Origin of the sequence: Peribacillus sp. Bi134 (assembly GCF_918698065.1) — a bacterium.
In the GTDB taxonomy this organism is placed as follows: Bacteria; Bacillota; Bacilli; order Bacillales; family DSM-1321; genus Peribacillus.
Genome location: NZ_CAKKLN010000007.1, coordinates 139,427 through 163,451, shown reverse-complemented (window position 1 = coordinate 163,451; position 24,025 = coordinate 139,427). Strand labels below are relative to the sequence as shown.

23 protein-coding genes are annotated in these 24,025 nt (G+C 43.3%); 22 read left to right on the top strand and 1 reads right to left on the bottom strand.

Annotation, left to right across the window (positions count from 1 at the left end):
* Nucleotides 1–21 precede the first annotated feature (21 nt).
* From def to spoVM, 10 genes are all read left to right on the top strand, one after another.
* Nucleotides 22–507 carry a peptide deformylase gene (def, locus tag LQ188_RS16970; protein ID WP_101224610.1) on the top strand — a complete coding sequence of 162 codons (486 nt, stop codon included), beginning with the start codon at nt 22–24 and terminating at the stop codon, nt 505–507.
* The gene (fmt, locus tag LQ188_RS16965; RefSeq protein ID WP_230177537.1) at nt 504–1,463 is read left to right on the top strand and encodes a methionyl-tRNA formyltransferase; all 960 of its coding nucleotides are present in this window, start codon (nt 504–506) and stop codon (nt 1,461–1,463) included. The genes def and fmt overlap by 4 nt, the downstream gene beginning before the upstream one ends.
* Nucleotides 1,450–2,802: a 16S rRNA (cytosine(967)-C(5))-methyltransferase RsmB gene (gene rsmB / locus LQ188_RS16960; RefSeq protein WP_101224612.1), complete on the top strand. Its 1,353-nt coding sequence runs from the start codon at nt 1,450–1,452 to the stop codon at nt 2,800–2,802. The genes fmt and rsmB overlap by 14 nt, the downstream gene beginning before the upstream one ends.
* Nucleotides 2,802–3,896, top strand: a complete 1,095-nt coding sequence (gene rlmN, locus LQ188_RS16955) for a 23S rRNA (adenine(2503)-C(2))-methyltransferase RlmN (RefSeq protein WP_230177536.1) — start codon at nt 2,802–2,804, stop codon at nt 3,894–3,896. Before rsmB ends, rlmN begins: the two co-directional genes overlap by 1 nt.
* Nucleotides 3,897–3,900: 4 nt before the next feature.
* The gene (locus tag LQ188_RS16950) at nt 3,901–4,650 is read left to right on the top strand and encodes a Stp1/IreP family PP2C-type Ser/Thr phosphatase (protein WP_101224614.1); all 750 of its coding nucleotides are present in this window, start codon (nt 3,901–3,903) and stop codon (nt 4,648–4,650) included.
* 5 nt (nt 4,651–4,655) lie between these two features.
* Nucleotides 4,656–6,689: a Stk1 family PASTA domain-containing Ser/Thr kinase gene (gene pknB / locus LQ188_RS16945; RefSeq protein ID WP_230177535.1), complete on the top strand. Its 2,034-nt coding sequence runs from the start codon at nt 4,656–4,658 to the stop codon at nt 6,687–6,689.
* Nucleotides 6,690–6,712: 23 nt separating this feature from the next.
* On the top strand, nt 6,713–7,594 hold the full coding sequence (rsgA, locus tag LQ188_RS16940) for a ribosome small subunit-dependent GTPase A (protein WP_230177534.1): 882 nt from the start codon (nt 6,713–6,715) through the stop codon (nt 7,592–7,594).
* A gap of 1 nt (nt 7,595) precedes the next feature.
* Nucleotides 7,596–8,243: a ribulose-phosphate 3-epimerase gene (gene rpe / locus LQ188_RS16935; RefSeq protein ID WP_101224617.1), complete on the top strand. Its 648-nt coding sequence runs from the start codon at nt 7,596–7,598 to the stop codon at nt 8,241–8,243.
* Nucleotides 8,244–8,345: 102 nt separating this feature from the next.
* Nucleotides 8,346–8,999, top strand: a complete 654-nt coding sequence (locus LQ188_RS16930; protein ID WP_230177532.1) for a thiamine diphosphokinase — start codon at nt 8,346–8,348, stop codon at nt 8,997–8,999.
* 122 nt (nt 9,000–9,121) lie between these two features.
* On the top strand, nt 9,122–9,202 hold the full coding sequence (gene spoVM, locus LQ188_RS16925; RefSeq protein ID WP_034313769.1) for a stage V sporulation protein SpoVM: 81 nt from the start codon (nt 9,122–9,124) through the stop codon (nt 9,200–9,202).
* A 187-nt stretch (nt 9,203–9,389) separates the two neighbouring features.
* Here spoVM and rpmB read toward each other — a convergent pair whose 3' ends face one another.
* On the bottom strand, nt 9,390–9,578 hold the full coding sequence (gene rpmB / locus LQ188_RS16920) for a 50S ribosomal protein L28 (RefSeq protein WP_034313767.1): 189 nt from the start codon (nt 9,576–9,578) through the stop codon (nt 9,390–9,392).
* Nucleotides 9,579–9,830: 252 nt separating this feature from the next.
* Between rpmB and LQ188_RS16915 the strand changes: the two genes are divergently transcribed.
* The 12 genes from LQ188_RS16915 to smc all read left to right on the top strand — a co-directional run bounded on the left by LQ188_RS16915 (nt 9,831) and on the right by smc (nt 24,009).
* Entirely contained in the window at nt 9,831–10,193 is a 363-nt protein-coding gene (locus LQ188_RS16915; protein WP_034313762.1) for an Asp23/Gls24 family envelope stress response protein, read from the top strand.
* An 18-nt stretch (nt 10,194–10,211) separates the two neighbouring features.
* On the top strand, nt 10,212–11,882 hold the full coding sequence (locus LQ188_RS16910; protein ID WP_230177530.1) for a DAK2 domain-containing protein: 1,671 nt from the start codon (nt 10,212–10,214) through the stop codon (nt 11,880–11,882).
* A gap of 207 nt (nt 11,883–12,089) precedes the next feature.
* The gene (gene sdaAB / locus LQ188_RS16905) at nt 12,090–12,752 is read left to right on the top strand and encodes an L-serine ammonia-lyase, iron-sulfur-dependent subunit beta (protein ID WP_101224620.1); all 663 of its coding nucleotides are present in this window, start codon (nt 12,090–12,092) and stop codon (nt 12,750–12,752) included.
* A gap of 37 nt (nt 12,753–12,789) precedes the next feature.
* Nucleotides 12,790–13,674 (top strand): L-serine ammonia-lyase, iron-sulfur-dependent, subunit alpha, encoded by an 885-nt coding sequence (sdaAA, locus tag LQ188_RS16900; RefSeq protein WP_101224621.1) that lies wholly within the window; start codon nt 12,790–12,792, stop codon nt 13,672–13,674.
* Nucleotides 13,671–15,722 (top strand): ATP-dependent DNA helicase RecG, encoded by a 2,052-nt coding sequence (recG, locus tag LQ188_RS16895; protein WP_101224622.1) that lies wholly within the window; start codon nt 13,671–13,673, stop codon nt 15,720–15,722. The genes sdaAA and recG overlap by 4 nt, the downstream gene beginning before the upstream one ends.
* A gap of 119 nt (nt 15,723–15,841) precedes the next feature.
* Nucleotides 15,842–16,399 (top strand): transcription factor FapR, encoded by a 558-nt coding sequence (fapR, locus tag LQ188_RS16890; RefSeq protein ID WP_034313744.1) that lies wholly within the window; start codon nt 15,842–15,844, stop codon nt 16,397–16,399.
* A 24-nt stretch (nt 16,400–16,423) separates the two neighbouring features.
* On the top strand, nt 16,424–17,410 hold the full coding sequence (gene plsX, locus LQ188_RS16885; protein WP_230177528.1) for a phosphate acyltransferase PlsX: 987 nt from the start codon (nt 16,424–16,426) through the stop codon (nt 17,408–17,410).
* 27 nt (nt 17,411–17,437) lie between these two features.
* Nucleotides 17,438–18,385 carry an ACP S-malonyltransferase gene (gene fabD / locus LQ188_RS16880; RefSeq protein WP_101224624.1) on the top strand — a complete coding sequence of 316 codons (948 nt, stop codon included), beginning with the start codon at nt 17,438–17,440 and terminating at the stop codon, nt 18,383–18,385.
* Complete coding sequence (gene fabG / locus LQ188_RS16875; RefSeq protein ID WP_101224625.1) at nt 18,382–19,125, top strand: 3-oxoacyl-[acyl-carrier-protein] reductase; 744 nt, start codon at nt 18,382–18,384, stop codon at nt 19,123–19,125. Before fabD ends, fabG begins: the two co-directional genes overlap by 4 nt.
* Before the next feature lie 57 nt (nt 19,126–19,182).
* Complete coding sequence (locus tag LQ188_RS16870; protein WP_034313729.1) at nt 19,183–19,416, top strand: acyl carrier protein; 234 nt, start codon at nt 19,183–19,185, stop codon at nt 19,414–19,416.
* Nucleotides 19,417–19,680: 264 nt separating this feature from the next.
* Nucleotides 19,681–20,421, top strand: a complete 741-nt coding sequence (rnc, locus tag LQ188_RS16865) for a ribonuclease III (RefSeq protein ID WP_101224626.1) — start codon at nt 19,681–19,683, stop codon at nt 20,419–20,421.
* Between the two features lie 24 nt (nt 20,422–20,445).
* Nucleotides 20,446–24,009 carry a chromosome segregation protein SMC gene (gene smc / locus LQ188_RS16860; RefSeq protein ID WP_230177526.1) on the top strand — a complete coding sequence of 1,188 codons (3,564 nt, stop codon included), beginning with the start codon at nt 20,446–20,448 and terminating at the stop codon, nt 24,007–24,009.
* Nucleotides 24,010–24,025 lie beyond the last annotated feature (16 nt).

Genomic DNA, 24,025 nt, shown 5'->3' with positions numbered 1-24,025 from the left:
TCTAGGAGGTTACCATTAATTTTGGCTATTTTACCGATTGTCTTGTTTCCTGAAAAAATTTTACAACAAAAATGCGATAAAGTAACAAGTTTTGATAAAAAGTTGGCAAAGCTGTTAAATAACATGTATGAAACGATGGTGGAGGCGGATGGCGTTGGACTTGCAGCACCTCAGGTTGGCGTGAAAAAGCAAGTGGCCGTCGTTGAAATAGAGGAAGGATCAGGTGCAATCGAACTGATTAATCCGGAAGTGCTGGAAATGGAAGGCGAACAGACAGGTGTTGAAGGATGCTTGAGCTTCCCAAGTTTATATGGCGAAGTAACGCGTCCATACCGTGTCAAAGTCCGGGCACAAGACCGAAAAGGATCTTTTTTCGAGATAGAAGCGGAAGATTTCCTTGCAAGGGCCCTTCAACACGAAATCGACCATCTGCAAGGAGTTTTATTTACAAGTAAGGTTTCCCGGTATATTTCGGAAGAAGAGTTAGAAAGGTATGGAGAAGAATGACGAAAATAATATTTATGGGTACACCGGACTTTTCAGTGCCGGTATTGAAAAGAATCATTGATGAAGGGTATGATGTGATCGCTGTTGTCACACAGCCCGATCGTCCAGTAGGCCGCAAAAAAGTGCTGACGCCGCCTCCAGTTAAGGTCGAAGCCGAAAAGCATGGGATTCCCGTTTATCAACCCGAAAAAATCCGTGAAAAAGAAGAACTTGAAAAGATCATCTCCTTGAATGCTGACTTGGTGGTGACGGCGGCTTTCGGACAAATCCTTCCGAATGAATTGCTGGATGCCCCTAAGTACGGATGTATTAATGTACATGCCTCCCTGCTTCCAGAACTGCGTGGTGGGGCGCCCATTCATTATTCCATTTTACAGGGGAAAGAAAAGACTGGGATAACCATCATGTATATGGCGGAAAAATTGGATGCCGGTGATATATTGACTCAGGCGGAAGTTGCTATCGAAGAACAAGATAATGTCGGAACGCTGCATGATAAATTAAGCAAGATAGGGTCGGATTTACTTGCAGAGACACTTCCGAAACTTATTAATGAGGAGTTACAGCCGATCAAGCAGGATGAGTTTAGAGCGTCTTTTGCACCTAACGTCAAGCGGTCAGAGGAAAGAATCGACTGGTCGAAATCAGGAGAAGACATCTATAACCATGTACGCGGCCTGAATCCTTGGCCTGTTGCTTATACAACTTTAGAAGGGTCCATTTTGAAGATTTGGCAGGTAAAGAAACTGGAAGATGGCAATCAGGCTGCGCCGGGCACGGTCATTGATGTACAAAATGATGGTTTCATCGTTTCGACAGGCAATGAGACGGCAATACTGGTTACAGAACTGCAGCCTTCAGGAAAGAAAAAAATGCCGGCGAAAGATTACTTGCGCGGAGCCGGATCGTTCATTAAAGCAGGCATGAAGTTAGGAGAACAGAATGAAGCAAACTAAAAAGGGAGTACGTGAAATCGCTCTCGATATTTTGGAATCTGTAGAGAAAAACCAATCCTACAGTAACCTATTATTGAACAACTTGATTAAAAAGCACCAGTTATCCGTCGTGGACAGCGGTTTGCTTACAGAAATAAGTTACGGTACCATACAGCGTAAGATGACTTTGGATTATTATTTGAGCCCATATATTAAACAGCCTAAAAAAACGCAAAGCTGGGTCATTAATTTACTTAGGCTTTCCGTTTATCAAATGGTCTATTTAGATAAAGTGCCTGATCATGCAATCATTTTCGAGGCTGTCGAAATTTCCAAAAAACGCGGACACAAGGGTACATCTTCAATGGTCAATGGCGTCCTCCGTAACATCCAAAGGAATGGTGTTCCTTCTTTAGATGAAATTAAAGATGATCTGGAACGGCTTTCCATAGAAGTAAGTCATCCAATTTGGCTTGTAAAGCGTTGGGTAGAGCAATTTGGCTATGAAAAAACCAAGGAAATGTGTGAAATCAATTTAACTGCGCCATTACAGACGGGTCGGGTTAATTTAAAAAAGATTTCACGCCGTGAACTGATCAGCATATTAACGGAAGAAGGATATGATGTTGAAGCAAGTGAAGTCATTCCCGAAGCAATTGTCAGCTACAAAGGGAATCTTGCTCATTCGGAAAGCTATAAATTGGGTTATTTATCGATTCAGGACGAGAGTTCAATGCTTGTTGCCCATGCATTGGGTGCGAATGAAAATGATGCTGTACTCGATTGCTGTGCCGCACCTGGAGGGAAAACGACCCATATCGCAGAAGGCTTGACCACTGGACAAGTATATGCTCTCGACCTTCATGAGCATAAGGTCAAGCTCATTAAAGAGCAGGCGGAGCGCCTAAAGCTCAGAAACAATATTAAGACAATGGCCCTTGATAGCAGAAAAGTGCAAGAACACTTCAATAAGGAAGGTTTTGACAGGGTCCTGATCGATGCACCATGTTCCGGGTTGGGAGTCATGCGCCGGAAGCCTGATGTAAAGTACACTAAAACAAAAGATGATATAATGAAACTCTCAAGTATACAAAAACAATTATTGGAATCGGCTGCCCCGCTTGTTAAGCAAGGCGGACGGTTAGTATATAGTACCTGTACGGTGGATAAAGAAGAAAATGACAAAGTCGCTGCAGCATTTTTGGAAAGCCACCCGGATTTTGAAAGCGATGCAACCTTGTCCGCAAGAATGCCTGAAAGCGTTCAGCCATTCATCGAGGGTCATACGCTGCAAGTTTTTCCGCAATATTTTAGCAGTGACGGATTCTTTATTGCGAGTTTTAGAAAGAAGGTGCTGTAATGGCAGAAATCACTAAATCATCTAGAGTAAGAAAAGATACGACACCAGAAAAACCATCGATTTACTCATTGGAGCTACACCAAATTAAAGATTGGCTTGTTCAAAATGGAGAAAAGGCATTCCGGGCCGAGCAAGTATATGACTGGCTTTATAAAAAACGTGTCTCCAGTTTTGAAGATATGTCCAACCTTTCGAAATCATTACGGGATAAGCTGGAAGCGCAATTCACCTTCACAACTTTGAAAACTTTGATTCAGCAAACGTCCAATGACGGAACGATGAAGTTTTTATTTGAACTCCAAGATGGTTATTCGATAGAAACGGTGCTGATGCGCCATGAATACGGAAACTCCATTTGCGTGACAACACAGGTAGGATGTAGAATTGGCTGTACATTCTGTGCGTCGACATTAGGCGGTTTAAAGCGGAATCTTGAATCAGGGGAAATAGTTGCCCAAGTCGTAAAAGTTCAGCAAGCACTTGACGAATCGGAAGAACGTGTTAGTTCTGTAGTAATCATGGGTATAGGTGAACCGTTTGATAACTACGATAATATGATGTCATTCTTGAAGAATATAAACCATGAAAAGGGCTTGAACATCGGGGCCCGTCATATTACCGTTTCCACAAGTGGGATCATTCCTAAGATCTATAAGTTTGCCGAAGAAAGCATGCAAATAAACTTTGCTGTTTCCCTTCATGCACCGAATACGGAATTGAGAAGTAAATTGATGCCGATCAATAAGGCCTACAAACTTCCAGACTTGATCGAAGCAATCAAGTACTATACAGAAAAAACAGGTCGCCGTGTAAGTTTTGAATATGGTCTATTCGGTGGCGAGAATGATACAGTGGAGCACGCTGAAGAATTAGCAGCTTTAATAAAAGGGATAAAATGCCATGTCAACTTAATACCGGTTAACTATGTGCCTGAACGCAACTATGTACGAACACCTCGGGACCAAATTTTTGAGTTTGAAAAAACATTGAAGAAGCGCGGCATTAATGTAACGATCCGAAGGGAACAAGGCAGTGATATTGACGCAGCCTGCGGCCAGCTTCGGGCCAAGGAGCGCAAAGAAGAGACGAGGTGACCCTATGAGGGCAATATTTAGGACAGACCGTGGAAAAGTCCGCCAGCATAATGAAGATAATGGCGGAATCTTTAAGAACTCGGAAGGCGTACGCCTTGCCATCGTTGCAGATGGCATGGGCGGCCACCGCGCCGGGGATGTAGCCAGTGCAATGACGATAGACCTTCTGAAAAAGGGCTGGGAAGCATCAACCGGAATCGAAACGGCAAATGAGGCCGAGGATTGGCTGAAGCAGCAAATCTTTTCGGTCAATCAGTTGCTTTTTGAACATGCAGAAGCGAATACGGAATGTAAGGGCATGGGTACCACCATTGTTGCAGCCATTTGCACCGACAAGTTTGCTACGATTGCCAACATCGGGGACAGCCGGTGTTATTTGTATAATGAGAGCGGTTTTAAGCAGGTCACGGAAGATCATTCACTCGTTAACGAATTGGTCCGTTCCGGTCAGATTTCGAAGGAAGATGCCGAAAACCATCCACGGAAAAATGTTTTATTACGAGCCTTGGGGACAGAAATGCAAGTGGAAATGGACATTATGACGGTCATCTTCGAAGAAAATGATTTACTGTTGCTTTGCTCGGATGGATTGACGAATAAAGTGAGTGAACAGGAACTGGAAGAAACGGTAACCAATGGACAGTCACTTGAAGAAAAGGCGAATTCATTAATAGATAAGGCCAATCACTATGGTGGGGAAGATAATATCACACTTGTGCTTGTTCAATTTACTGAAGAAAGTGAAAGCAGGTGAATTGAATGTTGATTGGTAGAAGAATCAACGGCCGTTATAAGCTGCTCGAGATGGTAGGCGGCGGCGGTATGGCGAATGTTTACCTAGCAAGGGATATGATCTTAGATAGGGATGTCGCATTGAAAATCCTTCGCATGGATTTTAATAATGACGAAGAGTTCATCAAGCGCTTCAATCGGGAAGCCCAATCGGCAACCAGTTTGGCCCATCCCAATATCGTAAGCATTTATGATGTTGGTGAAGAAGATTCCATCTATTATATTGTAATGGAATACGTTGACGGATTTACACTTAAGCAATACATACAAAAATATTATCCAATTCCAGTTGATGAGGCCTTGGATATCATGAGGCAAATTACGGCAGCGATTTCCCATGCCCATCATAATGGGATCATTCATCGTGATATCAAGCCACAGAACATTTTGATTGATAAAGAAGGAACCGTCAAGATTACGGACTTCGGCATAGCATTGGCACTAAGTGCAACAAACATAACGCAGACCAACGCAGTCTTGGGCTCGGTTCATTATTTATCTCCTGAACAGGCCAGAGGCGGTATGGCCAATAAGAAGTCGGACATTTATTCACTTGGCATCGTCATGTTTGAATTGTTGACGGGAAGATTGCCATTTTCGGGTGAATCAGCCGTGTCGATTGCTCTTAAACATTTACAATCGGAAACTCCGTCGCCAAAACGCTGGAACTCTGAAATACCCCAGAGTGTGGAAAATATTATCTTGAAAGCGACAGCCAAAGATTCATATTACCGCTATGAGAGCGTAGACTCGATGGAAGATGATATACGGACGTCGCTTAATCCTGAGCGTTCAAATGAACTGCCTTTTGCCATTCCCGAAGACCATGATGCAACAAAAGCCATCCCCGTCATAACGGACGATCAGCTTTCCAGCGTCGATGAGACAATCATAAGGGGTCCTGAAAAAAACACTTTAGTTTATGTGGATGATGTGGAAACTGATTCTGAAGCTGAGAGTAAATCGAAAAAGAAACAGAAGAAACAAAAGAAACAGAAAAAACAAAAAAACAAGTCGGATCATAAAGGTAAAAAACGAAGAAACATGCCTGCAATCCTGGTGACCACCTTTTTAGTTCTCGCCCTGCTTGCTGTTTTATCTGTCACTGTTGTACCCCCCCTCCTTGTCTCGAAGGAAGTGACGATCCCAGACCTTAAAGGGGAAGAATTGGATGATGCCATTACTGAATTGCTTGAATTGGATTTGAAAGTTGGAGATACGATCGAGATTGAAGATGAAGAGGTTGAAGCTGGTCTTGTGATCAAAACCAACCCTAAGGAAGGTAAGACGGTCAAGGAAGGTGCAGTCATCGATATTTATCAAAGCATTGGTAAAGAGACGATTTCATTGTCAAGCTATGAAGGTCGAGACTACTCTGATGTTAAATCCCTGCTTGAGAAAATGGGATTCAAAAACATAAGCGTGACCGAAAAATATGATGACAGTGCAGCCGGCACGATCATTGAACAAACACCCTCGGGTGCCACTGAGGTCGTACCATCCGAAACGGAGCTTGAGCTAACGGTCAGTAAAGGGGCAGATCTCCTGAGCTTGAAGAACTTAACTGGATTCAATAAAGCTGGCCTGGATGATTATTCCAGTGAAAGTGGTATAAAGATCGATGTCGAAGAAGAAATCTATGATGATTCCGTAGCGGAGGGGCTTGTCATTTCCCAGTCACCGGAACCTGCTACGAAGGTGGAAAAGGGCAGTACTGTGAAAGTGGTCATTTCAAAAGGGAAAGAAGAAATTCCTCCCAAGAGTGTAACGGAGGAAATCAAAATCGAGTATGATCCTGTTGAGCCAGGCAAAACACAAAAAATACAAATTTTCATCGAGGATATCGACAATAGCATGACGGAGCCACAAGAAACATTCTATATATTGCATGAAGCGAAGAGAACGATCGAATTAATGGTTACCCCAGATAAGAAAGCAGGATATAAAGTCATGCGGGACAATCAGGTCATCATTGACGAATCCGTCTCATATCCAGAATAATTTTATTAATTAGGAGTGTGGTTATGCCCGAAGGAAAAATTATCAAAGCATTAAGTGGATTTTATTATGTCCTTGATGGTGAAGAGGTCTATCAATGCCGTGGAAGAGGCCTGTTCAGGAAGAATAAGGTAACCCCGCTCGTGGGTGATTATGTTGTTTTTGAAGCGGAAAATAAAACGGACGGGACCGTGACCGAAATAAAACCGCGAAAGAATGAATTGATACGTCCGCAAATCTCGAATGTAGACCAGGCAATCCTTGTCTTTTCGGCAGTAGAACCTGATTTCAGTCCGGCATTGCTTGATCGATTCCTCGTACTGATTGAAGATAACGAAATTGAACCGATTATCGTGGTGACGAAACTGGACTTGGTTACAGCTGAAAACCAAAAGAAATTGTCTCAGTATATCAAGGACTATCAGAAACTTGGCTATACTGTCCTGGAAACATCTTCTGTTACCGCTGGAGGAATTGAAGAACTAGTGCCGTATTTAGAAGGAAAAACCAGTGTATTTGCCGGGCAGTCAGGTGTTGGGAAATCGTCTTTGCTGAATGCAATCAATCCTGAATTGGCTTTAAAGACGGATGATATTTCTTCACACTTGGGACGTGGGAAGCATACCACCCGCCACGTTGAATTGATTCATATCGGCTCTGGACTTGTCGCGGATACTCCAGGGTTCAGTTCACTTGAATTCATGGAAATGGAAGCTGAAAGATTATCCTATTGCTTCCCGGAAATGCATAAGCATGGGGAAGACTGTAAATTCAGGGCCTGCCTGCACGATAAAGAACCAAAGTGTGCAGTGAAGGAAGCGGTTGATGCCGGGGAAATTCCACGTTATCGATATGAACATTATATGCAATTCCTAGAAGAAATCAGAGATAGAAAGCCGAGGTATTAAAATGGTTAAAATCGCACCATCCATTTTATCAGCTGACTTTGCAAAATTGGGAGAAGAAATTCTTGATGTGGAAAGGGGCGGAGCGGATTTAATCCATGTAGATGTCATGGATGGGCATTTCGTGCCGAATATAACGATAGGCTCACTAATTGTCGATGCTATCCGTCCCATAACAAAGCTCCCGCTTGATGTTCATTTAATGATCGAACAACCAGATCGTTATATCGAGGCCTTTGCGAAAGCAGGAGCCGATTATATAACTGTTCATGTAGAGGCATGCACACACTTGCATCGGACGATCCAATTGATTAAATCTTTTGGTGTAAAGGCAGGCGTGGTGCTTAATCCAGCCACTCCAGCTTCATTGATCCAACCTATAATCGAAGATATTGACATGGTATTGTTGATGACGGTCAATCCTGGTTTTGGCGGACAAAAGTTCATTAAATCCGTTCTTCCCAAAATTGCCGAAGTGAAGGCGATGGCGGAAATGTATAATCAAAATCTGGAAATAGAGATTGATGGTGGAGTAAATGAAGAAACGGCTAAACTATGTATTGAACAAGGGGCGACAATCCTTGTGGCTGGCTCGGCAATATATAATCAAGAAGATCGAAACGCAGCGATTCAAAAGATTCGGGGAAAGTGATATAAGCCGACACTATCATATTCGTATGATGGTGATCGGCTTTTTTTATCAATCAAACATAGGGATCTTTGATATGAATATGTAAAGAAAAGGATGATTTCGATGATTATTAGTATTATGGCTGGAGGTCCGGAATGTTTTTGGCCGGATCTGACATGGTATAAGGAGAAGACTGACCTTTGGGTCGGGGTTGACAGGGGAGTATGGTCTTTGCTTGAAAAAGGTATCGAACCTAGATTCGGTTTTGGGGATTTTGATTCAGTTTCGGAAGGTGAATACAGGAAAATTGAGCAAAGGCTGGAACAAATCAATCTATATTCTTCGGAAAAGGATGAAACGGATTTAGAGATCGCATTTAAATGGGCAATAGGGCAAAAGCCAAGTGAAATTCACATTCTGGGCGCAACAGGGGGAAGAATGGACCATTTTCTTGGGAATATCCAGCTGCTCCAAAAAGAAAGTGTCCTCCCTCATCATGGCGATATGGATATATACATAGTCGATCGGCAAAATATATTCACGGTAAAGACAGCAGGTTCATATGAGGTCACTGTTTTAAAAGATAAGAAATACTTGTCATTGCTCCCCGTAACGGCTGAAGTCACCGGCATTACACTTTCGGGTTTCAAATACCCGCTGGATGATGCAAGCTTGGAAATAGGTTCGACGCTTTGCATCAGCAATGAACTAATTTCCGAATCTGGGAATGTTTCATTTGAGAAAGGCATATTAATGGTGATAAGAAGCAGTGATTAAAATTCATGCTTAGAGCAGATTCGGATATAATTACGATCATCCTATATCCGCTTAAAAGCTTATGTTGTAATAGAAAAATTCCACTTCATCTTTAATTGTGGGATGCAAAGAGGAGGGGCATGATGAAATTTTATACGATTAAATTGCCAAAAGTTCTGGGCAGTTTGGTAAGGGCTATGCTCGGAGCGTTTAAAAAAGGCTGATACTTATCTCCATGACACCTCTCAAATTAAGGGAGGTGTTATTTTTTCGGTAAAAAGGGGCGGCCATCCATTAATGGGTGAAGGCTCCCTCCTTGATGCAGGAAAGACCTGATCAACGAATTGAAACCATCCCCATTAAATACTGGCCATTACAAGTAAAAAGGCATCCTAAGAGGATGCCGTAACATTATACGCGTTCTACTTTGCCCGATTTAAGAGCTCTTGCAGAAACGTATACACGTTTAGGTTTACCGTCAACTAAAATACGTACTTTTTGAAGGTTAGCGCCCCATGTACGCTTGCTAGCGTTCATTGCGTGAGAGCGGCTGTTACCAGAACGAGTTCTTCTTCCAGTGATTACACATTTACGTGCCATGTCAAATTCCCTCCTAACTACAACAAGCTTAAGTTTTTCGCAGTCGTCTTAAGTCTTTGTAAAATACTTTAATAATTTATCATACCTACCGTTAGAATGCAATACTTCAGTTAATTACTTTCAAGAAAAAAACCTTGACATACATACTTCAAAATTGAATTATATATAGTACCGTAAGACATTTACTTTTAAAACCATAGACATTATAGTAAAATGTCTTTAGTTGATTTGATTTTTGGGAGGGAAAAGAAAATGTCTATCGAATTACAAACGAAGTATGGACAAATTGATATCTCTAATGAGGTTATCGCTACTGTAGCAGGCGGCGCAGCCGTGGATTGCTACGGAATTATAGGAATGTCTTCCAAAAAACAATTTAAAGACGGCATTGCCGAAATTTTAAGAAAAGAAAACTTTACTAAAGGTGTAATTGTCCGACAAGAAGAGGAAGAAGTTCATATCGATATGTATATTATCGTAAGTTATGGAACGAAAATCTCGGAAGTTGCACATAATGTGCAATCAAAGGTAAAGTACACCCTGGACAAAACTGTAGGATTAGCTGTTGATTCCGTCAACATTTTTGTACAGGGAGTTCGTGTGACGAACCCTTAAGTATAGGAGGAAAGTTTTGTGTCAATTACAAGTTTGAACGGAAAGCGCTTTGCAGAAATGATCATTCAAGGTGCCAACCATTTAGCGGCTAATGCCCAAATGGTTGATGCGTTGAATGTTTTCCCTGTTCCAGATGGGGATACAGGAACGAATATGAATTTATCGATGACTTCGGGTGCGAAGGAAGTGCAAAATAACGTCCAGGAACACATCGGGAAAGTGGGTGCCTCACTTTCAAGAGGATTGCTAATGGGAGCACGCGGCAATTCGGGAGTTATCCTTTCGCAACTGTTCCGCGGTTTTGCTAAAGCGATTGAACATAAATCGGAAATCAATAGTGAAGAATTTGCCCAAGCTTTTGAAGCGGGGGTTCAGACAGCTTATAAAGCCGTTATGAAACCTGTTGAAGGAACCATTTTAACGGTTGCAAAAGATGCAGCCAAGCAAGCGGTTTCATCAGCAGCAAAGCATATAGACCTTATTCAGGTGATGGAAGAAATCGTTACGGAGGCCAATGCCTCATTAAAACGTACACCAGATCTACTTCCAGTCTTAAAAGAAGTGGGAGTCGTTGATAGCGGCGGGCAAGGGTTGGTATTCGTTTATGAAGGTTTCCTTGCTGAGCTGAAAGGTGAGGCACTTCCAGTCCGACCTGCAAATGGCCCAAGCATGGATGACATGATCAATGCCGAACATCACATGAATGTTCAAGGGCATATGAACACGGAAGATATCGTGTATGGCTACTGCACGGAATTCATGGTCCGATTGGAAAATGAAAAACTTGTCAATAAATCATTTGATGAAGAAAAATTCAGAAATGATTTAAGTGAATACGGAGATTCTTTATTAGTCATCTCAGATGATGAAGTCGTCAAGGTACATATTCACTCTGAACAGCCTGGCACGTGCCTGAATTATGGACAGCAATATGGTAGCTTAATAAAAATGAAAATCGATAATATGCGTGAACAGCATACTGCGATTGTAGGTGAGACGAAAACACCGCTTCAAACTAAACCGTCCACCAAAGAGAAGTACGCTGTAGTGTCAGTGGCGATGGGTGCTGGCATCAGCGAATTATTCAAAAGCATCGGCGCTAAGTCCGTCATCGAAGGCGGACAAACGATGAATCCTAGCACGGAAGATATCGTTAAAGCTGTCGAAGAGGCATATGCAGATCATGTGATCATCTTGCCTAACAATAAAAATATCATCATGGCGGCCAATCAGGCTGCAGATGTACTTGGGGATCATGTGACTGTCATCCCAACGAAAACAGTACCACAGGGAATGGCTGCATTGCTGGCTTTCAACCCTTCACTTGATGCTGAAGAGAATAAAAAAGCGATGATCGAAGCCCTTTCGCATGTGAAAACGGGCCAGATTACTTATGCTGTCCGGGATACCAACATTGACGGTCTTGCAATCGAGACCGGGGACTTCATGGGAATTGCTGAAGGCACCATCAAAGTGAAGGATAAAGACATGACCCAAGCGGCAAAAGATCTTCTTTCCGATATGATTGACGAAGATTCAGAAATCCTTACCATTTTATATGGAGAAGATGCCACTGCTGAAAATGTCGAAAGTCTTGTTGCGTTTTGTAATGAGAATTTCGAAGACGTTGAAGTTGAAGTGCATAATGGGAAACAACCTTTATATTCTTTCATTTTTTCAATTGAATAAGTAGAGATCAATGAAGATGAGGGAGACTTAATCGTCACAATGTTTGAGGGTCCTGAAAAAAATAAAAGGCAATAAACTGCATATGTCATTAGGCTATGCAGTTTTATTTTTTATGAAAAGAAGGATTACGGACAGCTTAATTGTAATTACAATGTATCACGCTTTATTATTAAACTGACTCCCAGTGTATAGAAGGAGGAGCAAGTCATGAAATTTAGAAGTGTATTCGATATAATTGGTCCTGTTATGATCGGCCCCTCTAGTTCCCATACAGCAGGAGCTGCAAGGATTGGCAGGGTTGCCAGGAATTTATTCGACCGGGAACCAAAATGGGCCCACATTTCTTTTTACGGATCATTTGCCAAAACCTATAAAGGCCATGGAACGGATGTAGCCATTGTAGGAGGCTTACTTGATTTTGATACATTTGATGAGAGAATCAAAGAATCGCTGGAAATAGCCCGTAAAAAAAAGATGAAAATTACTTTTCGGGAAGAAGAAGCCGTACCGGAGCATCCCAATACAGCAAAAATAACGGTTGGTGATGATGATGGTGAACTGGAACTTGTCGGAATATCGATAGGCGGGGGAAAAATCGAAATCGTCGAACTGAACGGGTTTAAATTGAGGCTCTCCGGGCACAACCCTGCCATACTCGTCGTTCATGATGATCGGTTCGGTGCCATCGCAAATGTTTCAAACATATTAGCCAAGCATCAAATCAATATTGGCCAGATGGAAGTCTCCCGAAAAGAAAAAGGGAAGATGGCCTTGATGACGATTGAAGTGGACCAAAACTTGGAGGATCACGTCATCGCTGAAATTACAGCACTCCCCGACATCACTCAAGTAGCGAGGATTGTGGATTAATAGGGCAATCGTTTCCACTTAGGAAGGAGAAGAAATCATGTTTCGTAATGTAGCGGAATTAGTAGAATTAGCTGAATCAAAGCAAAAAAAAATTTCAACGCTGATGATAGAACAGGAAATGGAAGTAACGGGAAAAAGCCGTGAAGAAATCATCCGCCAGATGGGAGTCAACCTGGATGTAATGGAACAGGCAGTTGAAAAAGGACTTCAAGGTGTCCGGTCCGTTTCCGGCTTGACGGGAGGGGACGCAGTCCTTCTTCAGACTTACATTAAATCAGGAAATTCCTTATCCGGTGAACTGCTGCTGGATGCGGTAAGCAAAGCGGTGGCAACAAACGAAGTGAACGCAGCCATGGGAACGATTTGTGCGACACCTACAGCCGGATCTGCCGGTGTTGTGCCTGGGACCCTTTTTGCTTTGCAAAATAAGTTAAAGCCGAATCGGGAACAGAAAATTGAGTTTCTATTTACAGCAGGGGCGTTTGGTTTTGTTGTAGCGAATAATGCTTCTATCTCAGGAGCCGCAGGAGGCTGTCAGGCTGAAGTCGGTTCTGCTTCGGGCATGGCGGCGGCAGCCATCGTTGAAATGGCAGGAGGGACACCTGCACAAAGTGCAGAAGCGATGGCAATCACATTAAAGAACATGCTTGGCCTTGTGTGTGACCCTGTTGCTGGGCTTGTGGAGGTGCCTTGTGTGAAGCGTAATGCCATGGGGGCAGCCAATGCTATGGTTGCCGCAGATATGGCGCTAGCGGGGATCACAAGCCGCATACCGTGTGATGAAGTGATTGATGCGATGTACAAAATCGGGCAAACGATGCCATCGGCTCTTAGGGAAACTGCACAAGGAGGTTTAGCGGCTACACCGACTGGACGGGAGTTGGAAGCCAAAATCTTTGGCTTGCCGCTGAATAAGAAGTGAGTCCCGCTTTACAGGAACCCATAACAGCAGTAAAGGGCATTGGGGCCGAAACGGCGGCAACTTTGGGGGAAATGGAGATCCATACCGTCGCGGATCTCCTTGAACACCTCCCATATCGCTATGAAGATTACCGATTGAGGGATTTAGAAACGGTCGAGCATGATGAGCGGGTTACCATAGAAGGCAAAGTTCATACGGTGCCTACATTAGGGTACTTCGGAAAGAAAAAATCCAGGCTTACGATTAAAGTGTTAACTGGGAGATATTTAATAAATGTGATTTTTTTTAACCAGCCATATCTGAAGCCGAAGCTTGCGATAGGCGAAACCGTAACGGTAACAGGAAAGTGGGATCGTCATCGCCAAACCATTACAGGCTCGGAATGCCACGTTGGCGATCGTAGCCGGGAGAAAGAGTTCGAACCGGTATACTCTGTGAAGGGCAGCATTACTGTCAAAGGGCTCCGCCGTTTTATCTCCAATGCATTTTCTGAATATGGGGCAATGATAGAAGAAAATCTGCCTCCGCAATTATTGTCCGCATACAAGCTGATGCCGCGTAACGACGCTCTTCGTACCATGCATTTCCCTCAATCGGCCAATGAGGTGAAAAAGGCTCGCCGCCGTTTTGTGTATGAAGAATTTTTATTGTTTCAACTTAAAATGCAGGCACTTCGTAAAGTGCAGCGGGAGCAGTCAAAAGGAATTGGCCAGGAGTTTGACATGGAGCAGCTGGAAGCCTTTGTTGGAACTCTCCCTTTTCCTTTGACGAACGCTCAGAATAGGGTCGTCGAGGAAATAATGAATGACATGAAATCTCCCTACAGGATGAATCGCCTGCTTCAAGGGGATGTCGGGTCTGGAAAAACGGTGGTTGCCGCGATATGCCTGAAGGCGACGATTACAGCAGGTTTCCAAGGTGCATTAATGGTCCCGACGGAAATCTTGGCTGAGCAGCATACTCAATCGCTAAAGGCGATGTTGGAACCAAGTGGAGTGAAGGTCGCATTGTTGACAAGTTCGGTAAAAGGCAAAAAGCGCAAGGAACTATTGCAAATGCTGGAATCCGGGGAGCTAGATCTTTTGATAGGAACACATGCATTGATTCAGGATGAAGTGAATTTTCGGAATCTCGGACTTGTCATAACGGATGAACAACATCGTTTCGGCGTGGAGCAGCGCAGGATCCTTCGTGAAAAGGGTACAAATCCAGATGTACTTTTCATGACGGCTACCCCGATTCCGCGAACGCTTGCAATTACAGTGTTTGGGGAAATGGACGTCTCGACGATCGATGAAATGCCTGCCGGGCGTAAAGCAATAGAAACCTATTGGGCAAAACACCAAATGCTTGATCGGATCTTAACATTCGTCGAAAAGGAACTAAAGAAAGGGAGACAGGCTTACGTTATCTGTCCATTGATTGAGGAGTCGGAGAAACTCGATTCTTTACAGAATGTTCTCGATGTTCATGCAATGCTGACTCAATACTTTGCGAACAGGTACAAAGTTGGTCTTATGCATGGCCGGCTGCCCGCGGATGAAAAAGACGAAGTGATGCAGCAGTTTAGTGCCAATGAAGCACAAATCCTTGTTTCCACGACGGTTGTCGAGGTTGGGGTGAATGTTCCAAATGCAACGGTAATGGTCATTTATGATGCGGAGCGCTTTGGGCTTTCACAGTTGCATCAGTTGCGCGGAAGGGTTGGACGGGGAAGCGATCAGTCCTTTTGCATCCTGCTGGCTGATCCGAAAACGGAAGTCGGCAAAGAACGGATGAAAATCATGACCGAGACAAACGATGGATTCGCCCTTTCCGAAAAAGATTTGGAACTACGCGGCCCCGGGGACTTCTTCGGTAAAAAACAAAGCGGCCTTCCCGAGTTCAAGGTAGCCGACATGGTCCATGATTACAGGACTTTGGAAGTGGCAAGGGAAGATGCTGCAAAATTGATTGCCTCCCAAAGCTTTTGGCATTCCCCTGAGTATGCACCGCTGCGGAACTATTTAGCGGGAACGGGAGTATTCACGGGAGAAAAGCTGGACTGAACTGAATCAAAAACCCAATAGCAGATTGTGAGATTTTACTCAATATCTTGCAATCTGTTTTTAAAATATATATACTACTATTAGTACCTAGTCATAATACTACGGATGGTGACCTTCAAATGCGAAGAAATAAGAAGGAACGCCAGCAATTATTAATCGAAACGATTAAACAGAATCCTTTTGTAACGGATGAGGAGCTGGCTGAAAAATATTCGGTGAGCGTCCAGACCATTAGGCTTGACCGTCTTGAATTATCGATACCGGAACTGCGTGAACGTATTAAAAGCGTGGCCGAGAAAAAATTCAGTGACGAAATCAGGGCATTGCCTTTGGATGAAATCATCGGGGAAGTAATTGATCTTAATTTAGATGACAATGCAATTTCGATTTTGGATATAAATAAGGAGCATGTCTTTAAGCGGAATGGAATTGCGAGGGGACATCACCTTTTTGCCCAAGCAAATTCATTGGCTGTAGCAGTCATAAATGATGAATTGGCATTAACTGCGAAAGCATCCATTTTATTTACTCGTTCTGTAAAGGAAAATGAAAGAGTGGTAGCTAAAGCTAGGGTTAAAAACGTGGACCACACCAACGATCGTTCCGTGGTGGAGGTTAGAAGCTACGTGGGTAATGAACTGGTTTTTAAAGGCGAGTTCGAAATGTATCGCTCTTAACTTGCTAGTAAAGGATGAAAGATAATGAAGATAACGATAGATGCAATGGGTGGCGATAATGCTCCCAAGGCACAGGTTTTGGGAGCGATGAAAGCTGTCGAGGCTTTTTCCGATGTGGAAATCACCTTGATAGGCAATGAATCGGAGATTAACCAATACTTAGCGAAACATGGCCGTATAAAGGTTATACATACTGATGAAAAAATATTAAGCACCGATGAACCTGTTCGTGCGGTTCGCCGCAAGAAAAGCGCCTCGATGGTCTTGGCTGCACAGCAAGTGGCTGACGGAGAATCGGATGCATGCATTTCTTCAGGCAATACAGGGGCGCTAATGGCTGCAGGCTTGTTTGTGGTCGGAAGGATAGAAGGCATTGAACGTCCGGCGTTGGCTCCAACCCTTCCGACAATCGATGGCAAAGGTTTTGTACTACTGGATGTAGGCGCGAACTCCGATGCGAAACCGGAGCATCTCCTTCAATTCGCCATAATGGGGTCTGTTTATGCTCAAAAAGTTCGGGGAATCGAAAAGCCCCGTGTCGGATTACTTAATATCGGAACAGAAGAAAAAAAAGGGAATGAACTGACTAAGCAAGCCTTTACGTTACTGCAGCAATCATCGGAGATATCCTTTATAGGCAATGTAGAGGCAAGGGACCTCCTAAGCGGGCCGGCAGATGTTGTCGTGACCGACGGCTTCACGGGAAATATGGTGTTAAAGACGCTTGAAGGTACTGCTATGGGTGTATTTAAAATGGTGAAAGCGGCCTTGATGAGCAACCTAAAGAGTAAGCTGGCCGCAGCAATGGTAAAGCCTGAACTAAAAGGCATAAAAAATAAAATGGATTACTCGGAGTATGGCGGTGCCGGCCTCTTCGGTTTGAAGGCCCCTGTCATTAAGGCTCATGGTTCTTCAGATGCGAATGCAGTCTATAATGCAATACGTCAGACTCGCGATATGGTTAGAAATGACGTCATATCGACAATTGCGGAGACGATAGAAAAACAATAATAAATCATAGAGGCAGGGGAGTAACATATGGGTAAAATTGCTTTTGTCTTTCCAGGACAAGGATCACAATCAATAGGAATGGGGCATGGCTTATTTCAGGAAAACGAGCGTGCTCAGCAAATTTTTCGATCAGCAGATGAAAAACTTGATTTCCCACTTTCCGAATTGATCTTTAATGGCACACAACAAGAATTAACGGTGACTTATAATGCACAGCCTGCTTTATTGACCACGAGTTATGCTTTTGTCAAGGAGCTGGAAGAAGCGGGGATCAAACCAGATTATACAGCCGGGCACAGCTTAGGTGAATATACGGCATTAGTGGCATCTGGCGCAATTTCTTTTGAAGATGCCGTATATACAGTGCGTAAACGTGGTGAATTCATGGAAGCTGCGGTACCGAATGGCCAAGGCTCAATGGCTGCGATATTGGGAATGGACCGTGAAGCTCTATCTGAAGTCACTTCTGAAATTACGGCCACTGGTGAATCCGTTCAATTGGCCAATATCAATTGTCCAGGGCAAATCGTCATTTCAGGCACCTCCGAAGGTGTTAAACTTGCAAGTGCAAAAGCCAAGGAAAATGGGGCTAAACGTGCTCTTCCTCTTGAAGTGAGTGGACCGTTCCATTCGGAATTAATGAAACCGGCAGCAGAAAAGTTACAGGGTGTCCTCGATGAAGTAAGCTTCAAACAGGCTGAAATTCCTGTCATTTCAAACGTAACGGCTAAGCCCATTACAGCACCTGCTGAAATTAAAGAAAAATTAATCGAACAGCTGTATTCACCGGTCCTTTGGGAAGACAGCGTGAAAAATCTGCTTGAATTGGGCGTGGATACGTTCATCGAGGTGGGCCCGGGGAAAGTATTGGGCGGATTGATAAAGAAAATCGATCGTTCCGTTCAAATTCATTCGGTTTCCGATATAGATACTCTAACTAAAACAATTGAAACATTGAAGGGGGTACAAGCATGATCCTCGAAGGTAAAAAAGCACTTGTAACGGGAGCTTCACGAGGTATTGGGAGGGAAGTTGCATTGGAACTTGCCCGTCAGGGAGCAGACGTTGCCATCAACTATTCCGGCAGTGAAGCTAAAGCGAATGAAGTGGTTGATGAAATCAAGGCATTGGGCCGTAAAGCATTTGCCATCCAATGCGATGTTGCAAATAGTGAATCGGTGACAAGCATGATCAAAGAGGTCATCGAACAGTTTGACAGAGTGGATATCCTGGTTAATAATGCAGGTATCACACGTGATAACCTATTGATGCGTATGAAAGAAGATGAATGGGATTCTGTGATCAATACGAATCTTAAAGGCGTGTTCCTATGCACAAAGGCGGTTACAAGGCAAATGATGAAGCAGCGCAGCGGCAGGATCATCAATATGGCATCGATCGTCGGCGTCAGTGGAAATGCAGGGCAGGCTAATTATGTAGCGGCTAAAGCTGGTGTGATCGGTTTGACTAAAACCACGGCAAAGGAACTTGCTTCAAGAGGCATTACGGTCAATGCGATTGCCCCAGGTTTCATCTCAACGGATATGACCGGGGAATTGCCTGAAGACGTCCAAAAAGCCATGCTGGACCAAATTCCGCTTGCACGGTTCGGTGACCCTAAAGATATTGCTGCAGTGGCGTCTTTCCTCGCTTCCGATGCCAGCAAATATATGACTGGGCAAACACTTCATGTAGATGGCGGAATGGTCATGTAAGTTTTCTTTGATTTTTTTCGAAATTAATTTATAATGTCTTGAGGGGAGGTGAACACATTGGCAGATGTATTAGAAAGAGTAACCAAAATCGTTGTAGATCGTTTGAACGTAGAAGAATCAGAGGTAAAACTTGAAGCTTCTTTCAAAGAAGATCTTGGTGCCGATTCCCTGGATGTAGTTGAACTAGTCATGGAATTCGAAGACGAGTTTGATATGGAAATTTCGGACGATGACGCTGAAAAAATCGCCACAGTAGGTGATGCTGTGAATTACATACAAAGCACTATGTAATGAATTGTCATTTGACTAAAAGCTCCGTTTTTTAACGGGGCTTTCTCTTATTGCTAAAGAAGTTTGATGCCGCGTCAGATAAGGGAATGAGCATGTACGCGGGTAAGCACCGCCTGCATGGCAGTGGTCTTTTGCCATTGGTTTTCTTTAAGCGGATAATAATGTATGATGGTACATAGGAAAGCTTGACAGGAATTCCTGCCAGGTTTCTTTTTATATATTGGAAAAATATGCTTTTTGAACCGTTGTGGAGGGTTTTGTGTGATGCGTAGGAACGGAAATAATCGTAAACCATCAATCAAGGATAATAAATTTAAACAGTTGCAAGAAAATCTGGGTTTTCATTTTAAAGATGAAAATTTATTGAAACAAGCTTTTACACATTCATCTTATGTGAATGAGCATCGCCGTAAGCCTTATGAAGATAATGAAAGGCTTGAATTTTTGGGAGACGCTGTACTTGAACTGACCATCTCTAAATACTTATATCAAAAATATCCGATGATGAGCGAAGGTGAACTTACCAAACTGAGGGCAGCCATTGTATGTGAGCCTTCACTTGTTGCTTTTGCCAATAGTCTTTCTTACGGGGAATATGTATTGCTCGGAAAAGGGGAAGAAATGACAGGCGGAAGAGAACGCCCTGCCATGCTTGCGGATGTATTCGAAGCCTATATTGGTGCTTTGTACCTTGATCAAGGATTAGAGCCAGTTGTTCAGTTTTTGACGAATGTCGTGTTTCCGAAGATAGACGAGGGTGCTTTTTCTCATGTGATGGATTATAAGAGCCAGCTTCAGGAGCTGATCCAGCGTGATGCCATCGGTGTCCTGCAATATAAGATCTTGCAGGAAAAAGGACCGGCTCATAATCGGGAGTTTGTTTCGACCGTCTCCTTGAATGGGGAAGAGCTGGGCTCTGGAATAGGAAAGTCCAAAAAAGAAGCGGAGCAGCATGCTGCCGAGCATGCATTGATCGTTTTAAAAGAAAAAAAATCAACAAGATAGTTGAACAGTAGAGGGGGAAAGGTCATGTTCCTCAAACGTTTGGACGTTGTAGGATTTAAATCTTTCGCAGAGAAAATTTCGATTGATTTTGTACCTGGTGTCACGGCAGTGGTTGGACCAAACGGAAGCGGTAAAAGTAATGTGACCGATGCAGTCCGATGGGTACTTGGAGAGCAGTCTGCGAAATCACTGCGTGGAGCAAAAATGGAAGATATCATCTTTTCGGGAAGTGACACGAGGAAAGCGTTGAATTTTGCGGAAGTATCATTGACCCTTGATAACGAGACCAATTCCCTGCCGATTGACTTTCATGAAGTCAGTGTGACAAGACGTGTATATCGATCGGGAGAAAGTGAATTTTTCATTAATAATCAAGGTTGCCGTCTGAAAGACATCATAGACCTTTTCATGGATTCTGGTCTTGGGAGAGAAGCGTTTTCCATCATCAGCCAAGGGAAAGTGGAAGAAATCCTTAGCAGTAAGTCTGAAGAAAGACGAGTGATTTTTGAAGAAGCAGCCGGTGTCCTGAAGTATAAAACGAGAAAACGAAAAGCGGAATCGAAGCTGACGGAAACACAGGATAACTTAAACCGTGTCCATGATATCCTCCATGAATTGGAGGGGCAGGTGGAGCCGTTAAAAATTCAGTCTTCCCTCGCCAAGGAATTTTTGGCGAAGAAAGACGAGCTTGAGCAAATAGAAGTGGCTTTAACCGTTTTTGAAATAGAAGAACTTTATGAAAAATGGGAAAAACTATCACAGGAACTTGAAAAACATAATGAAATGGAACAGCAAATGGCAGGACAGCTTCATGATAGGGAAGCGCATCTCAAAAAGCTAAGGGATAGTCTTGCGACGCTTGAGACATCGATCAATGGTCTTCAGGAAATTCTCCTGAATGCCAGCGAAGAACTTGAAAAGCTTGAAGGCCGTAAAGAAGTTTTGAAAGAACGGAAAAAGAATGCCGCCCAAAACAAGTCACAGCTGGAAAAAGCGATTGTGGAAGGTGAGGCTGCTGTCGAGCGTCTGTCTTTGCAAAAGGAAAGAGAAACGGAAATCCTGAATGCACTGAACTTGGAAGTGAAGGGGATTTCTGAAACCTTACATGAAAAACAAAAAAGCCTGGGCCTATTCAATAGTGATATCGAAGCGATGATCGAAGCGAAAAAGAGTGACTATATCGAGTGGTTGAACAAGCAGGCATCGGCTAAAAACGAAAAACAATACCTGCTCCAGCAGCTAACACAGCAGGAACATAAAAATGCTAAACTTGACATGGAAAATGAAAAGTTCTTAACCGAAAGAATGGATATCACTGCTAAAAAAGTGGAATATTCAAAGCTGATGGACAATATGACCAAGCAACTTGAAGAGCATGTCACTTATTTCCGAAATCAGCAGAATAAATTGAATGCGGCAAAAGATACGTATCAAAAACAAGAAACCACCCTTTATAAGGCCTATCAATTCCTTCAACAGGCAAAATCACGTAAGGAACTGCTTGAAGAAATGGAAGATGATTATGCAGGCTTCTTTCAGGGTGTAAAAGAGGTTTTGAAAGCGAAAGAAACCCTTCCAGGCATTGAAGGGGCAGTTGCGGAATTGATAAAGGTTCCAAAGGAATATGAAACGGCCATCGAAACGGCTCTGGGCGGAGCCATGCAGCATGTTGTCGTGGAACGCGAGGAGCATGCACGGGAAGCCATTTCCTTCTTGAAGAAAAATAGGTATGGGCGTGCGACGTTCTTGCCTTTATCAGTCATAAAGGCAAGAGAGATATCAGCTAACCAATTATCGATGCTGAAGAGCCATTCCGCTTTTGTAGGGACTGGTTCCTCATTGATCCAATATGATGATAGGCATGCAGCGATTGCTGAAAACCTATTGGGAACCGTGATCATCACCACTGATTTAAAAGGCGCAAATGACCTGGCGAAAATGATGCAGCACCGTTTCCGCTTCGTAACGCTTGAGGGGGATATCGTCAATCCAGGCGGTTCAATGACAGGCGGAGCCTTAAAGCAAAAAACGACCTCCCTGCTTTCAAGGAAAACGGAATTGGAAGAGCTCCAACAAAAACTTGCTGCCATGGAAGCTAAAACGAATCAGCTAGAAAAGCAAGTCAAACAGCTCAAAGTGGATGTGGGTCTTCAAGAGCAAACGCTTGAACAAACCAGAAAAACAGGAGAGAGACTTCGTTTACAAGAACAAACCCTTAAGGGTGAACTCCGTGAAGTGGAGCTGCAGGAAAGAAATGTGAATGAACGGCTGCATCTTTATGATTTGGATAAAAATTCATATTTAGAAGAACAGCAGCAAAAAACAGCAAGACTTGAAGAGCTGGAAGAACTTTTGGACTCATGTAAATCGGAAATTGAGGGGCTTGACAAGTTGATTTCCGAAATGACGGAACAAAAGCAATCCCAACAATCCTCAAAGGAGAACCTTGCTGAAGAAACGAATGAACTGAGGGTAATGCTTGCCTCCAAGCGTGGCCAGCTGCAAAACCAAAAAGAGAAGATGGAACGCATTGAATCGGATCTTTCAAAGGAAACAAGCAGGCTTGCCGAAAACAAAGATGATTTAGGCCTCCTTACCAATGAAATGACAGACAGTTCAAGCGGGGAAGAGTCACTGGAAGATATGGCTCAGCAGAAATTGCTTGACAAAAATGGGGCAATTGAAGGAATCACCATAAAAAAACAGGAAAAAAACGAGCTTCTAAAGGAAGTTGAATCGCTTGAATTGTCCTTGAAAGAAGAAAATCGACTTTATAGAGGCATTGTCGAAGTGATAAAGGATGAAGAAGTGAAATTAACTCGTCTGGATGTCGAACTGGAAAATCGTCTCGAGCACTTGAGAGAAGAATATACCCTTTCCTTTGAAGGTGCTAAAGAACAGTATCCATTGATGATGCCTGCAGAAGAAGCTCAAAAAAGGGTGAAGCTCATCAAGCTTGCAATCGAGGAACTGGGAACGGTGAATCTAGGTGCAATTGATGAATACGCACGTGTAGCTGAACGCTATGAATTCCTTCTAAGTCAAAAGGAAGACCTTCAACAGGCGAAGGATACATTATTCCAGGTCATCGATGAAATGGATGATGAAATGAAGCGGCGCTTTGCGGATACCTTCTATTCGATCCGTGAAGAATTCGAACAAGTCTTCAAAGCTTTATTTGGCGGAGGCAGAGCCGAGCTGAAACTGACAAATCCGGATGATTTACTAAATACAGGTGTGGATATCATTGCACAGCCTCCCGGGAAAAAACTGCAAAACTTGAGTCTCTTATCCGGGGGAGAACGAGCATTGACAGCCATCGCCCTTTTATTCTCCATTCTAAAAGTGCGTCCGGTGCCTTTCTGTATCCTTGATGAAGTCGAGGCAGCGCTTGATGAGGCGAATGTTGTCCGGTTCAGTCAATTTTTAAGGAAGTTCAGCAGGGAAACGCAGTTCATCGTGATTACTCACCGCAAAGGCACGATGGAAGAAGCAGATGTCCTATATGGCATTACGATGCAAGAGTCAGGCGTCTCCAAACTTGTTTCCGTCCGGATGGAAGAATCAGAAAACTTTATTGAAGTTTAAAATTCATGAATTAGAG

Excerpts from the sequence above, each read along its gene's own strand:
- rsgA (WP_230177534.1), top strand. The coding sequence starts at position 6,713 with ATGCCCGAAGGAAAAATTATCAAAGCATTAAGTGGATTTTATTATGTC.
- rsmB (WP_101224612.1), top strand. The coding sequence starts at position 1,450 with ATGAAGCAAACTAAAAAGGGAGTACGTGAAATCGCTCTCGATATTTTG.
- plsX (WP_230177528.1), top strand. The coding sequence starts at position 16,424 with ATGAAGATAACGATAGATGCAATGGGTGGCGATAATGCTCCCAAGGCA.
- rnc (WP_101224626.1), top strand. The coding sequence starts at position 19,681 with ATGCGTAGGAACGGAAATAATCGTAAACCATCAATCAAGGATAATAAA.
- fabG (WP_101224625.1), top strand. The coding sequence starts at position 18,382 with ATGATCCTCGAAGGTAAAAAAGCACTTGTAACGGGAGCTTCACGAGGT.
- LQ188_RS16915 (WP_034313762.1), top strand. The coding sequence starts at position 9,831 with ATGTCTATCGAATTACAAACGAAGTATGGACAAATTGATATCTCTAAT.
- rlmN (WP_230177536.1), top strand. The coding sequence starts at position 2,802 with ATGGCAGAAATCACTAAATCATCTAGAGTAAGAAAAGATACGACACCA.
- fabD (WP_101224624.1), top strand. The coding sequence starts at position 17,438 with ATGGGTAAAATTGCTTTTGTCTTTCCAGGACAAGGATCACAATCAATA.
- smc (WP_230177526.1), top strand. The coding sequence starts at position 20,446 with ATGTTCCTCAAACGTTTGGACGTTGTAGGATTTAAATCTTTCGCAGAG.
- fmt (WP_230177537.1), top strand. The coding sequence starts at position 504 with ATGACGAAAATAATATTTATGGGTACACCGGACTTTTCAGTGCCGGTA.
- fapR (WP_034313744.1), top strand. The coding sequence starts at position 15,842 with ATGCGAAGAAATAAGAAGGAACGCCAGCAATTATTAATCGAAACGATT.
- spoVM (WP_034313769.1), top strand. The coding sequence starts at position 9,122 with ATGAAATTTTATACGATTAAATTGCCAAAAGTTCTGGGCAGTTTGGTA.
- rpmB (WP_034313767.1), bottom strand. The coding sequence starts at position 9,578 with ATGGCACGTAAATGTGTAATCACTGGAAGAAGAACTCGTTCTGGTAAC.
- pknB (WP_230177535.1), top strand. The coding sequence starts at position 4,656 with ATGTTGATTGGTAGAAGAATCAACGGCCGTTATAAGCTGCTCGAGATG.
- rpe (WP_101224617.1), top strand. The coding sequence starts at position 7,596 with ATGGTTAAAATCGCACCATCCATTTTATCAGCTGACTTTGCAAAATTG.
- LQ188_RS16950 (WP_101224614.1), top strand. The coding sequence starts at position 3,901 with ATGAGGGCAATATTTAGGACAGACCGTGGAAAAGTCCGCCAGCATAAT.
- sdaAA (WP_101224621.1), top strand. The coding sequence starts at position 12,790 with ATGTTTCGTAATGTAGCGGAATTAGTAGAATTAGCTGAATCAAAGCAA.
- LQ188_RS16930 (WP_230177532.1), top strand. The coding sequence starts at position 8,346 with ATGATTATTAGTATTATGGCTGGAGGTCCGGAATGTTTTTGGCCGGAT.
- sdaAB (WP_101224620.1), top strand. The coding sequence starts at position 12,090 with ATGAAATTTAGAAGTGTATTCGATATAATTGGTCCTGTTATGATCGGC.